The sequence below is a fragment of the Ruminococcoides bili genome (genome assembly GCF_040093295.1).
Lineage (GTDB): Bacteria > Bacillota > Clostridia > Oscillospirales > Acutalibacteraceae > Ruminococcoides > Ruminococcoides intestinale_A.
The window spans coordinates 1-13,405 of record NZ_JBBNJY010000044.1 but is presented as its reverse complement, the minus strand read 5'-3'; the positions used below and the strand labels follow the sequence as shown (position 1 = coordinate 13,405).

Here is a 13,405-nt window from a genome sequence, read left to right as displayed (position 1 = left end):
CGATCTTTTGAAAAGGTCGACCAAACTTTTATAATTGATTGGCAAATCAATTTGCTAAGCCATAATTTACTCCACAAAAGCAGATAACTTTTGTGATGTAGTTTCATCATATTTTATTTACAAACAAACTGTCGTTAAAAATTCCACGCATATATGAAATTGCTATGCCGTAGTTTGTAAACGGTACGCCTGCGCTTTCGGCTTTTTGTCTGCGGCTGTCAACTTCTTTTTCGTTAAGCATACAGCCGCCGCAATGTATTACAAGTTTATATTTTGTAAGGTCAGAGGGAAAATCTCTGCCCGAGCTTGTTTCTGTTTTTATGCTCTTACCCGTGTATTTTCTTAAAAGCCGTGGAAGTTTTACCGTGCCGATGTCGTCGCATTGGCGGTGGTGAGTACATCCCTCGCTTATAAGAATCGTGTCATCGTCACAAAGCGAATCTATAGCTTTTGCACCCTTTGCGGCAGTGTCAAGCACTCCCTTATACCTTGCCATAAGAATTGAAAAAGAAGTAAGTCTGATGTCTTTCGGGGTGAGTTTTGCGATTGCCGCAAAAGCCTGACTGTCGGTAATTACAAGCGACGGCTTTTGGGCAAGCGAGTTCAAAGTCTGTTCAAATTCACTGTCCCTCGTTACAACGGCGATTGCGCCCGAATCGAGAATTTCCCGTATTGCCATTTGCTGCGGCAAAATTATTCTGCCCTTTGGCGCAGCCTTGTCTATCGGCACAACAAGCACTACCGTATCACCTGCGCTAATTAAATCCGAGCAAAGCGTTCTCTGCTCTCTGTCGGATTTTAACAGGCTTGCTATTCTTTCTTTCAACTCAAAAACACCTGTATTTTGTTCTGCGCTTACAAACATTCCGTCATCTGTATGCGGTGGATTTTTCAGCAAATCAGCCTTGTTATAAGCCACAACATACGGTATGTTTTTCTGTTCAAACAGATTTATAAGTTCAGAATCTGCCGCTGTTTTTCCCATCGAACCATCAACCACAAGCACTGCAATATCCGTTCCGTCAAGCACTTGTCTTGCCTTTTCAATCCGCATTTCACCAAGACTGCCCTCATCGTCAATACCCGGTGTATCAATTATTACAACAGGGCCGAGCGGCAACAGTTCCATAGCTTTCATTACAGGGTCCGTAGTAGTGCCCTTAATATCGGATACAACCGACAAATTCTGCCCCGTAACCGCATTTACAAGGCTTGATTTTCCTGCATTGCGCTTGCCGAAAAATGCAATATGCACTCTTTCTGCAAGCGGTGTGTCATTAAGTCCCATAAGCACCTCTTAAAAGCGAAAATCCCGACTGCCGTTTTCTATCTCTGCAATGTGTTGTGCGGCAATTTTTCTTACTTTTTCATTGGGAATTTTCAAAAGCTCTTTTTCAATCAGCTTTTCTCCGATTTTTCTTGTATCCTCGCTTGCATAGTCCATAAGATACTCCTTAAGCGTCATAAGCGCATTTGGATGACAGCAGTTTTGAATCTGACCGCTTTTGCAAAGCGACATAAATCTGTCGCCCGTCCTGCCCTCACGATAACAAGCCGTGCAGAATGACGGGATATAGCCAAGGCTCATAAGCCAATTTACAACCTCGTCAAGCGTACGATTGTCCGACACATCAAATTGAGCCGTATTCTCGTCCTCTTCTTCGGGTTCGGCATAACCGCCAACGCTTGTGCAGGACGCACCGCTGATTTGCGATACACCGAGTCTTATTACCTTTTCACGCACCGTCTTACTCTCTCTGGTCGAAATAATCATACCCGTGTACGGCACGGAAATTCTTATCAGTGCGCAAATTTTCGCAAAAGTTTCGTCATCTATTCCGTTGTCGAATGAATCGGGGTCTATATCGTCTGCGTGCTTAATTCGTGGGACGCTGATTGTATGCGGGCCTACTCCGTGAACCGCCTCAAGATGCTCTGCGTGCATTAAAAGTCCCGCAAATTCATAGCGGTAAAGTTCCAATCCAAACAGCACGCCAATTCCCACATCGTCAATTCCTCCCTGCATTGCCCTGTCCATTGCCTCGGTATGGTAATCGTAATTATGTTTCGGACCTGTGGGGTGGAGCTCTTCGTAGCTCTTTTTGTTGTAGGTTTCCTGAAAAAGAATGTAAGTGCCAATGCCGGCATCCTTTAGCTTTCTGTAATTTTCAACCGTGGTGGCGGCAATATTTACATTAACTCGTCTGATTGCGCCGTTTTTATGGTTAATTGAATAAATCGTCTTTATGCACTCAAGAATGTACTCAATCGGATTGTTTACGGGGTCTTCGCCCGCTTCAATCGCAAGCCTTTTGTGCCCCATATCCTGCAATGCGATAACCTCGCTCTTCACTTCTTCCTGCGTAAGTTTTTTTCGGCAGATATGTTTATTTTTAAGATGATACGGGCAGTAAACACAACCGTTTACACAATAATTTGAAAGATAAAGAGGAGCAAACATAACGATTCTGTCGCCGTAAAAATCTTTTTTTATCTGCTCGGCAAGGTCATAAATTTTTGCAAGTCTTTCGCTGTCCTCGCACGCAAGCAATACGCTTGCCTCCCTGTGGTCAAGTCCTTTTCTAAGCCTTGCCTTGTCGATGATTTTGTCTATGAGCGCAAGGTTATCTTTGTTTTCGTCTGCATATTTTAGGGTGTCAAGGATTTCACCGTCGTTAATAAATTCCTCTGCTTTAAGAGATTTTTTGTCATACATTTCATATTTCCTTTCCTGTCGCAACTAAGGAGCAATATAATTTCCCACATCGGTCACAACTTCGTAGCCGATTGACTTCATTCTGTTTTTCATACAACTTATGCACTGCGCCGACTCGTCACCCGTACAAATTTTATTATCGTACAGAGAGTAGTCCTTTCTGTGCTCAAGCGGAGAAAGGTTTGGCATAACCACATTTGCGCCGTGCAGTATCCCCTTTTCCCTGCCGTTGATGTCCGCCGTACCGAGTGCGGTTGTTGACGGCAGCAGTACGCTCGGCAACAACAGTCTTATTATTGAGATGAGCATAAGGCAAAGCCGCACACTGCCTGTAGGTTGCTTAGCAAACGGCGTGTCTTTATGCGGAATAAACGGACCTATACCGCACATCTGCGGATTGAGGTTTTTTATAAAAATCAGATCATCCGCAAGATTTTCGGCAGTCTGAAAAGGCGAACCGACCATAAAACCTGCACCTGTCTGATAACCTATTTTTTTTAGATTGTACAGGCAATCAAGCCTGTTTTGATGCGACATATTGTCAGGGTGTAATTTTTCGTAATGCTCTTTGTCTGCCGTTTCGTGACGAAGAAGATATCGGTCTGCACCCGAATCAAACAGTCTTTTGTAACTTTTGTAACTGCGTTCGCCGAGAGAAAGCGTTACTGCGCAGTCGGGATATTTTTGCTTGATTTTTTGCACAATATCGCACATAACATCATCGGCAAAATATCCGTCCTCTCCGCCCTGCAAAACAAAGGTGCGAAAACCGAGCGGGTAGCCTGTATCGCAGCACTGCAAAATCTGCTCTTTTGAGAGGCGGTAACGAACGGCATCTGCATTTGACCTGCGTATACCGCAGTAAAGGCAGTCATTTTTACAAATACTTGAAATCTCAATCAAACCACGGATATACACCTTGTTACCGTAGTATTTTTGTGCCGTCTGCTGTGCCTTTTTGCGCAGGTACTCAAGTTCTTCGTCTGTAACAGTATTTATTAATGCTGTAAACTCTGCTCTGTCTGCATTGTGATAGGCGTAGAGCTTATCTATAATTTCATAATTTTTCATATTCTTTAATAAAACGCTGTACGGGTAATGCTTTGCATTGCCTGTTGGGATTTGGTTTGGAGTAAAGATTAAATAATTTTTAAAATTTAGGTCAAGCCTTTAAAAAGGTTGACCGAACTTTTATAATTTTGTAAAAAGTATGTTTTATCAAACCGTAACTCATCTGCATCAAAAATATTCTTTTAAAAATCGGCAGGAACAAAATTCCTGCCGACAGTTTGTAAAAATTCTGATTTTGCTCTTAAGCCGATATAAAGAACGCCGTTGCTGCAAATTTAAAAATGTCTGCCACCGCCGCCGTGTGATGAATGACTTGAACGGTGACTGCTGCTGCTCCTGTGACTTCTGTGCGACGATGAGCTTGAGCTTGAACTCGACACGGTAGTATAAGTCACATTCTTGTATAAAAACTGATCTCTGCTTTCGGTGAGATTCAGTGAGCTGTTTTTAGCAAGGTCATAACTCGCACCCTTGCCGTTTTTGCCGTAAGCGTAACGAACGCCCAGACTGACAAGAAATCCTGCCAAACCGCCCATCAGCATAAACACTATACCGTAGAGAAAACCTTTTATAACCTTCTCAAGCGGAGTAAGCTGCGCTTCAATTATATTGCTGTAGCTTGCGTCTTTGCTTGTATCTACACCCGCATTATAGTATTGCTCAACCGTTTCGATAAATTCATCGCAAGCGCCGTCATAGTCGCCGCTTGAAAGCTCGTACTGAACGCTGTCGAGCAAATCGTCTGTTCGGGCATCGCTGAAACAGTACATCGCCTCGCCCTTGGTGATTATATACATTTCACGGGAACTCATATCTATAGTGAGCATAACGCCGCTTTTTTTATCACCGCAGCCGTAATTATGATTATCAAAATAATCGTTGCAATAATCTTCCATATCATACGAATCCACATTGTTGTTATTGGTATAGATTATTGTGTCCCAGCCTGTGGCAAGCGTACATTTTTTCAGATTATTCTCTATGGTTTCTTCCTGCGAAGAAGTTATAATATCCGCATCGTCTGTCAGCTTTTTGCTGCTCTCTGCAAAAGTCGGTGTTACCGACAGGGCAAATACGGCGGTTACGGCAAGCGATACGGCCGCAACGGAAAGTACATTTTTCATATAAAAAATATACCTCCCAACATACCGAACACAAAAGCTATGCCGGCTATTAATGAAGACATTGCAATTAATCTGCCGGTATCGGCAGGCAAACTGCCGTAGAGCTTACCTGTCTGACCGTTGATGGCAAACGGGTAAATTTTGCCCTTATACTTATAAGTTATAATCCACACAGGCAAAAGCGTATAACTCCAACTTTCAATATCTGTGCGGTCATAGTAATTGGTTACTTCAATACCCGAATATTCACTGCAAGCACCCTTAAGCACCTCTTTGCAATACTCGTCAACCTTTTGGTCAACCATTATCTGAATATCGGACTTTTCTATATCTCTTTTTTCTGCCTGAAAACCCGACAGGTACGACATTGAAAACGGCTGTGCCTCTGACAAATCATACGGATGTATGCACTGCAGCATTTCTCTGTCGGCAGCCGAAAGTGCTCTTTCAAAAACATTGCGTATATAAACATCGCCGCTTCTGAACAGGTCATAATACGAAGTTTCGGTATATCGTCTGTCACCGGATTTCCAGTGCCTGTACTTTTTGCCCCTTGCCGTCATATGAGAATCCTGTTGAGTATCTATGTACCAATATGGGAAATATACTCCTGTCATTTTCTCAATATTTGAGTCGCTTAAAAAATCTTTGGGCAAAAACTTTTTGCCTTTTGTTTTATCCATAAAAGCTGAAACAGCTTGTTCTCGTGACAACTTAAACGGAATAATTCTGTCGGGTCTGAAATCTCCCGACAATCTGCCCTTGAGCACAACAGGATTGTGGCAGTAAAAGCAGGTTGTTGCCGCTGTCGATGATGTTGCAACAACCTCTGCACCGCAAGAATCGCAATGGAACACATATCCATCGTGCAGTTCCTCTTTAAACTCCTGTTGAGTGTCCGCACCGCTTTGTTCCCTTTCGGCGTAAATTTGCTGAATTTTCTCAGGCGAAAACTCCGAAAGGCAGTATTCACAACAAAATCTCTGCCTTTCGGGGTTAAAAGTAAGCGGCGCCGCACAGGATGGGCAGTTATAATTGACTGTACCCATTTATTGCCTTATCCCTCTTAAATTATTCTGCCTTTGTACCGCATTCAGGACAGAACTTCTGATTTTCTTTTAATTCATATCCGCAGTTTACACAGAAATGCTTTTTAGGTGCATCAGGCTTTTTTGCACCGCATTCAGGGCAGAATTTGCCTGTATTTACCGCACCGCAAGCGCAAGTCCAGCTGTCTGCCGACTGAGGCTGTACAGGCTGTTGAGCGTTCTGCTGCGGCTGAGCAGGCTGTGCGCCGCCAAGCGGATTGCCCTGTGGCTGTTGAGGCTGCTGTGGCTGCTGATTGTTGTAGTGTGGGTTCTGCTGATAGCCGCCGAGGATATTACCGCCTGCATTCATACCCATGCCCATACCCATAAAGCCTGCCATTGCGCCGTTTGAGTTTGAGCCTGCCGCTTTCATACCTTCCGCAACATTAGCTGCTACATAGCCCTGCTGAACCGCTGCGTCTGAAAGCATTGCGCCCTTGTTTCTCATATTGATAAGCTCTGTGCTCTCGTCATTATAAGAAATGTTGATAGCAACTGCCTGAACCTGGAAACCACGCTGCTGCTCCCATTCCTGGTCAAGAGTTTTAGCCATATACTGACCAAATTCACGGGATTTACCCTTAATAAAGCTGATTCTGTAACCGTCAGCAGAGAAGTTGTTGATAGCAGAACTTAAAGCTGCCTCAAACTCTGTGTTATACTGGATTGACTTTGACTTGTAGTCAAACGGCTGACAAGCTGTTACAAGACCCTTGTCGATTACTTCCTGATAGAACTTAAGCGGATCGGTAATCTTAATAGAATATGTACCGTGCGCACGGAGGAAAAGTTCTGCATTGTAGAAACTGTCAAAGTAGTTTACAACATTCTTTGTGCCGAAAAGAATACCTGTAATTTCGGCAAGGTTGATGTAAATTACATACTGCGACTGTGACGGAATTCCGCCGTATTTAATACGGGAGAATGTTTCTTTAAGAGAGTCGCCAAACTGACCGCAGAAAAGTGACGGCATTGAGCTGTTGCTTACCTGGTAATAACCCGGTTCTGCAGTAAAGTCAACTACCTTACCGCCGTCAATAAGGAGCATACACTGATTGTCGTAAACCTGAATAACAGATCCGTTTGATACGATGTTTGGTGTGCCCTTTGTGTTTTGAGATGTGCCGTGTGTTATCTTTTCACCGGGAACCATTGCGATAGTTCCGCTCATTGGCCTTGGCTGGATAACCTCCTGCCAAGAATCTGCCAATCCGCCTTTAACCGAGTTAATGGCTGCTCTGATAATGCCCATAGTCTTATCTCCTTTACAAGAAATTTTCTTTATTTTTAAATTTTTGTGAGCTGATATAATTGCACTGAAACGAAGGCTTTTGCTTTAGATTAAATCTTCTTAATCTGTTACAGGTTTGTTTTCAAAAATGTTGGGGTAACAAATAAATTATTATTTAACACACAAGTTAAACAAAGCAATTTGCTAAACCATAATTCACTCTGATTTTCAACATCGCCTAAGTGCAATTGTTTATAAATTAATATGGTCTTGTAGCATTGGTTTGTTCTCTTATTGACGAGAATTTCCACGCTCTTATGTTGATTTCCGTAATGCCTGTGCCGCAGTATTCACAGAATTTCTGACCTAAGTTCTTAATCGGTGCGCCGCAGTTAGGGCAATTAATACCAAGTCCCTCACTGCCGTTTGCCACCATATCCACATTCTGAATATACACAAGCTCGGTTTCGTAAACACTTTGAGTTTTCATATCCCTGCTGCCGTAAACCACACTGCCTGCGGCGTCGGTGGTATAGGCATAAGAACCTACAGACGATACAAACAAAATCCTTGCGGTTGCACCGTCCTTTGTGTATCGTGAAATCTCCGTACGGTGAATTACAATATCATCGTAATTCTGCTTGTAGCCTCTGTTTGACAGGTCGGTAATAATACTCTTTACGCTGTCTTTTAAGGCTGTGGAGCACTCGCCGTACAAAAGCTTCGGATTTTTTTCCTCAATGGAGTTCATATAACTGCGCAGTACGGTTTCTGACTTTTGTTTGTAATCGTCATAGTCAAACTCCGGGAAATCTCTTTGTATTCTCGGCAGGCAAAGACTCGTCATAGCCTGCAAAGAGCGTGGAGTTTCACTCATTTCCCTTTTCTGATTATTGATTCCCTGTACAAAAGAATCCGTACCGAACATATTTCTTGAAATCTGTCTGATTCCGTGTTTTATTTTATAGACTGCCACCGCAATGGCAATGGCAGCCGCTGCAATCAATACAAGTGTAACTATAAGTCCGACAGGCACACCTGACGAAACCGCTCCGACAAACAATTGATTCATCGTTTACTCCTGCGGTTTTACTGAAATTCCGAGAACATCGAGGCTCTCATCGTCAACAACGGACGGACAAGCTGACATAAGCTCGCTTGCATTCTGAACCTTAGGGAATGCCGTAACATCACGAAGGCTGTCTGTACCGCACATAAGCATTGTAACACGGTCAAGGCCAATGCCCATACCGCCGTGTGGCGGAGCTCCGTACTTATACGCTTCTACAAGGAAGCCGAATTTTGCTTCAATTTCCTCGTCGGTAAGTTTTAATGCCTTAAACATTCTCTGCTGTAACTCATAATCAGTAATACGCATTGAACCGCTTGAAAGCTCTGTTCCGTTAAGAGTGAGGTCGTAAGCCTTTGCAATAACCTTTGACGGGTCTGTGTCAAGGTACTTCAAGCACTCCTCTTTAGGCATTGTGAACGGATGATGCATTGCAAGCCACTCTCCGCTCTCTTCGTCATACTCAAAGAACGGGAAGTCAACAATCCAGAGGAACTTAAATTCATCGGGAATAATGTCGAGAACCTTTGCAACCTTAAGTCTTAATGCACCGAGAGTTGTAAGAACTGTGCTGTTCTTATCGGCAACAATGAAGATTACATCGCCCTTCTCTGCGCCGAGTCTTTCGTAAATAGCGGAAAGCTCTTCCTCTGTCATAAACTTCTTAAATGATGCATTCGGCTCGTCAACCCATCTTACATAGGCAAGGCCCTTTGCACCGATGCCCTTTACATACTCTGTAAGTTTGTCAATTTCTTTTCTTGTATATACAGACGCCGCATTCTTTGCAACAATGGCACGAACAGAACCGCCGTTTTCAACAGCGCTTGTAAATACGCTGAAACCGCAGTCCTTTACGAGGTCGGAAATATTCTGAATCTTCATATCGAAACGAATATCAGGCTTATCCGAACCGTAGTTCTCCATAGCGTCGTTGTATGTCATTTTCTCAAACGGAGTTACAAGCTCCTTGCCAAGCACTTCTTTAAACAAACGCTTGAAAAGTCCCTCGTTGATTTCCATAATTTCGTCCATATCAACAAACGAAAGCTCCATATCAATCTGTGTAAACTCAGGCTGACGGTCGGCTCTTAAGTCCTCATCTCTGAAACAACGGGCAAGCTGAATGTAACGGTCAAAACCCGATACCATCAAAAGCTGCTTGTAAATCTGCGGTGACTGCGGAAGAGCATAGAACTTTCCCTTGTGGATTCTTGACGGTACAAGGTAATCTCTTGCGCCCTCCGGAGTTGATTTAATCATCATCGGAGTTTCAATCTCAATAAAGCCGTTCTCGTAGAAATAATCTCTTGCAACCTTTGCAATCTTACTTCTCATAATAATGTTGTTCTGAATAGGACGGCGGCGAAGGTCAAGATAACGGTATTTAAGTCTTAACTCCTCGTTTGTGCTTGTTTCGTCAACAATTTCAAAAGGCGGTGTCTGTGCCTTTGAAAGAACTCTAAGGTCTGTTACCATAACCTCAATATCGCCTGTAGGAATATCTTTGTTCTTGGAACTTCTCTCACATACTATGCCTTTTGCCGCCAAAACATACTCACTGCGGCAAGCAAAAGCTTTATCAAAAATTTCTTTATCCGTCTTATCGTTAAAAGCAAGCTGAACAATGCCTGTGCGGTCACGAAGGTCAATAAAAATAAGCTGACCGAGGTCACGGCAACGCTGTACCCAACCGCAAACTGTTACTTCTCTGCCGACATCGCCGATTCTAAGGTCGGAGCAATAGTCGGTTCGTTTAAGTCCTGTCATAAATTCTGCCATTTTTGTATATCTCCTTAAATTAAGTTGTCAACGCTTACAGCTTAAAGCTGTCAACATCGGCAAGCTGAAGTACCATAAATTTCTCTGCAAATGTATCGTCAAGTACAATTTCAGTCTGCTCGCCGCTCGACATATTCTTAATAACTGCCTTGCCCTGCTCAATCTCATTGTCGCCGAGCACCATAGAGAACTTTGCGCCGATTTTGTCGGCATATTTCATCTGTGCTCTTAATCCTCTGCCTACAATATCGGTTTCGGCAATAAGTCCGCAGGAACGGACAGCCTTGATAATTTCAAATGATTTAAGCGACGCACTCTCGCCCATAACAGCAACATAGAGGTCGCAGGTTGACGGTTTCGGAATTTCAATGCCCTGTTTGTCCATAAGCATTAAAAGTCTTTCAATGCCCATTGCAAATCCGAGTGACGGCAAGTGCTTTCCGCCGAGCTCCTCAATAAGTCCGTCGTATCTGCCGCCGCCGCAAACTGTGCCTTGAGCACCGATAAAGTCGGTAACGAACTCAAAAACAGTCTTTGTGTAGTAGTCAAGTCCACGAACGATTGTAGGATTTACCGTATATTCAACACCTGCGGCATCAAGGTATTTCTGAACGCTTGCAAAGTGCTCTTTACACTCATCGCAAAGATAATCTGTAATTTTAGGTGCACCGCCCGCAATCTTTGAACATACGGGACTTTTGCAGTCGAGTATTCTCATAGGATTTTTTTCAAGTCTTGAATTGCAGGTTTCGCAAAGCTCGTCTTTGTATCCGTAAAAATACTCCTTGAGTGCCTTGTGGTACTCGGCACGACAAGTAGGGCAGCCGATAGAATTAATTTCAAGTCTGAGCTGTTTAATGCCAAGGCGGTCAAAAATAGACTGTGCGGCGCAAATAAGTTCCGCATCGGCAACAGGTGACTGTGTACCGTAGCACTCAAGACCGAATTGGTGGAACTCTCTTAATCTGCCTGCTTGCGGCTTTTCGTAGCGGTAGCAAGACACAAAATAGCTTGCCTTGATAGGTAAGCTGTCATTTACAAGGCCGTGCTCAAGCACTGCTCTTGCTGCGCCTGCCGTACCCTCGGGACGAAGTGTAACACTTTCTCCGCCCTTTGTATCGAATGTGTACATTTCTTTCTGAACAACATCTGTTGTCTGACCCACACCTCTTGCAAAAAGCTCTGTGTGCTCAAAAACAGGTGTGCGAATCTCTTTAAATCCGTAAGCCGCCGATTCTTTACGCATAACATCTTCAACGAACTGCCAGCGGTAGCTGTCCTTTGGCAAAACATCTTCTGTGCCCTTAATCTTTTTGGTGATTACTCCCATTATTTCCTCCAAATTATAAAACCTTTTATATTAATCGAAAATTCCGTATAAACACAATTATCGGGCAGCACAAAACCGCCCGACAATGAAATCGTTTTTTACTTTAAAATATTTCTCCAGTCAAGGTCGCCACGCTCAAGACCGTGAATAAGTACCTCTGCGGTTGCGATGTTTGTAGCAACAGGAATATTGTGCATATCGCAAAGTCTGAGCATATTCATATCGTTAGGCTCATTAGGCTTTGGATTGAGCGGATCTCTGAAAAAGAGAAGCATATCAACTTCGTTGCAGGCAATTCTTGCCGCAATCTGCTGACTGCCGCCCTGTGAGCCTGCCAAAAACTTCTGAATTGTAAGGCCTGTTGCCTCTGAAACCATTTTGCCCGTAGTGCCTGTCGCACAAAGGTTATTTCTGCTTAAAACACCGCAGTAAGCAATGCAGAACTGAACCATAAGTTCCTTTTTTTCATCGTGCGCAATAAGAGCAATATTCATACACAAATTCCTCCCTATATATTAAAAGGCTTATCCTTTAAATGCCAAGGGAACTCTCTGCCCCTCAAGCCTTCGTGCCAGACAATCAAAAACCGATGCTGCGGCACTCCAGTTAAGCCCTGCAACTCCACGCTGCATAATAACTGATATTCTTATGTCAAACGGTACAAGTGCGATAAGTTGAGTTTGTACCGCATCAATAACTTCGTCAAGGTCGGCATAAAAACCGAGCTCGGTAAAAGTTTTTCTGTCAAAGCGGTTTATAACAAGCCTTTGATTTTTTATACCCAAAGCTTCAAGCTTGTTTTTTACTTTTAATCCGCCTCTTACGCTTGTCGGCTCTGCGTTGGCTACAATAAGCGCCCTGTCGGCGGGCGTAGCAGCTGTAACAAAGCCCGAGCCGATGCCTGCGGGTGAATCAATAATAACAAAATCATAGTCAGCTTTTAATGTATCGACAAGCTGACGGAATACCCCGGGACTAAGCTCGTTATCGGTGTCAAAAGGTGCCGCCATAAGATAAAGATTCTCATTGTTTTTGCTTTTATAAACTGCGTCTGTAAAAGAACAGTTACCGCTTACGGCATCTGCCGCATCAAAAACAATGTCGTTTTCCATATCGAGCATAATATCAAGACCACGCATACCGCAGTCGCAGTCGATAAGCAAAACTTTTTTGCCCTGTTTAATAAGGGCAACCGAAAGGCAAATGCACACTGTTGACTTTCCCGTGCCTCCTTTTCCGGAGGCTACAACTATAACATTATCCATAATACATACTACCTCTGAATTATTCTATCATATTTTTGTCAAAAGAGCAATAAAAGTAAGTAATTTTATCAAACAAAAATTATATAGACTTTTTATGCAAAATATATAATTTTATCGTTATACTTTTTGGGTTTTTACATTTTTACCATAATTTAATGGTAAAATTATACTAAATTATCGTTTGATTTTTTCTGTTATAAAATCTCTTGCGAATTTGCAGTCCGTTATTTTAAATGCAAGTACAGCTTGTATGTAATTCTTAATTGCTCGTATTCGGTTTTTATGTAAATAAAAATTTTAAAAATGCAGTTTGTTTTTAAATTATATCACCTTTTGCCGTCAAAACAAGTATTATTTTGGGAGCGATAAATTTTTCGGCAAAAAAGATTTCAGCTATGTGCTTATGCGGCAAAAATCACTGATTTTTCAGGTATATACAAAATCCGCAGCAATTTATTTATCATTTTCCGCACGAAAAAAACAGCCCACATTTGTGAGCTGTTCCGAAGTATAGTTTAGCATTTATTAAGCAGGTTTTGTAACATTCCCTGTGAGTCAACATTAATTGTAGCTGTGATTGTCTTTGTGGTTTTGTCGCCGGTGAAATATACAAGTTTGTAGGTTGCTGTGACCGCTCTTTTGCCTGTAAGATTAAAGGTGTACTTGTTTGTCTTAAAATCGTAATTTACATTAATCTTTAAAAAGGTTGACCAAACTTTTATAAGATCG

Annotated in this window: 12 protein-coding genes; all 12 read right to left on the bottom strand. The window is 42.7% G+C overall.

Going from position 1 to position 13,405, the window contains the following annotated elements:
• Window positions 1-106: 106 nt before the first annotated feature.
• Window positions 107-1,288 (bottom strand): [FeFe] hydrogenase H-cluster maturation GTPase HydF, encoded by a 1,182-nt coding sequence (gene hydF, locus AAAY30_RS10175; protein ID WP_301965429.1) that lies wholly within the window; start codon window positions 1,286-1,288, stop codon window positions 107-109.
• A gap of 9 nt (window positions 1,289-1,297) precedes the next feature.
• A complete protein-coding gene (gene hydG / locus AAAY30_RS10170) occupies window positions 1,298-2,716 on the bottom strand; it encodes a [FeFe] hydrogenase H-cluster radical SAM maturase HydG (protein WP_370743947.1) in 1,419 nt (472 codons plus the stop codon).
• Between the two features lie 24 nt (window positions 2,717-2,740).
• A complete protein-coding gene (gene hydE / locus AAAY30_RS10165; protein WP_301965427.1) occupies window positions 2,741-3,787 on the bottom strand; it encodes a [FeFe] hydrogenase H-cluster radical SAM maturase HydE in 1,047 nt (348 codons plus the stop codon).
• Between the two features lie 275 nt (window positions 3,788-4,062).
• Window positions 4,063-4,911 carry a TPM domain-containing protein gene (locus tag AAAY30_RS10160; protein WP_499215756.1) on the bottom strand — a complete coding sequence of 283 codons (849 nt, stop codon included), beginning with the start codon at window positions 4,909-4,911 and terminating at the stop codon, window positions 4,063-4,065.
• Complete coding sequence (locus AAAY30_RS10155) at window positions 4,908-5,960, bottom strand: TFIIB-type zinc ribbon-containing protein (RefSeq protein WP_499215755.1); 1,053 nt, start codon at window positions 5,958-5,960, stop codon at window positions 4,908-4,910. Before AAAY30_RS10155 ends, AAAY30_RS10160 begins: the two co-directional genes overlap by 4 nt.
• Before the next feature lie 22 nt (window positions 5,961-5,982).
• Window positions 5,983-7,251 carry an SPFH domain-containing protein gene (locus AAAY30_RS10150; RefSeq protein ID WP_418615810.1) on the bottom strand — a complete coding sequence of 423 codons (1,269 nt, stop codon included), beginning with the start codon at window positions 7,249-7,251 and terminating at the stop codon, window positions 5,983-5,985.
• Between the two features lie 238 nt (window positions 7,252-7,489).
• Window positions 7,490-8,302, bottom strand: a complete 813-nt coding sequence (locus AAAY30_RS10145; protein ID WP_022235336.1) for a zinc ribbon domain-containing protein — start codon at window positions 8,300-8,302, stop codon at window positions 7,490-7,492.
• A 3-nt stretch (window positions 8,303-8,305) separates the two neighbouring features.
• The gene (gene aspS / locus AAAY30_RS10140) at window positions 8,306-10,081 is read right to left on the bottom strand and encodes an aspartate--tRNA ligase (protein ID WP_022235335.1); all 1,776 of its coding nucleotides are present in this window, start codon (window positions 10,079-10,081) and stop codon (window positions 8,306-8,308) included.
• Between the two features lie 34 nt (window positions 10,082-10,115).
• On the bottom strand, window positions 10,116-11,411 hold the full coding sequence (hisS, locus tag AAAY30_RS10135) for a histidine--tRNA ligase (RefSeq protein ID WP_499215754.1): 1,296 nt from the start codon (window positions 11,409-11,411) through the stop codon (window positions 10,116-10,118).
• Window positions 11,412-11,509: 98 nt separating this feature from the next.
• Window positions 11,510-11,905 (bottom strand): methylglyoxal synthase, encoded by a 396-nt coding sequence (locus tag AAAY30_RS10130; protein WP_022235333.1) that lies wholly within the window; start codon window positions 11,903-11,905, stop codon window positions 11,510-11,512.
• Window positions 11,906-11,935: 30 nt separating this feature from the next.
• A complete protein-coding gene (locus AAAY30_RS10125; RefSeq protein WP_249377036.1) occupies window positions 11,936-12,676 on the bottom strand; it encodes a septum site-determining protein MinD in 741 nt (246 codons plus the stop codon).
• A 515-nt stretch (window positions 12,677-13,191) separates the two neighbouring features.
• The coding region (locus AAAY30_RS10120) for a hypothetical protein (protein WP_499222361.1) at window positions 13,192-13,405 on the bottom strand (214 nt) is incomplete at its 5' end.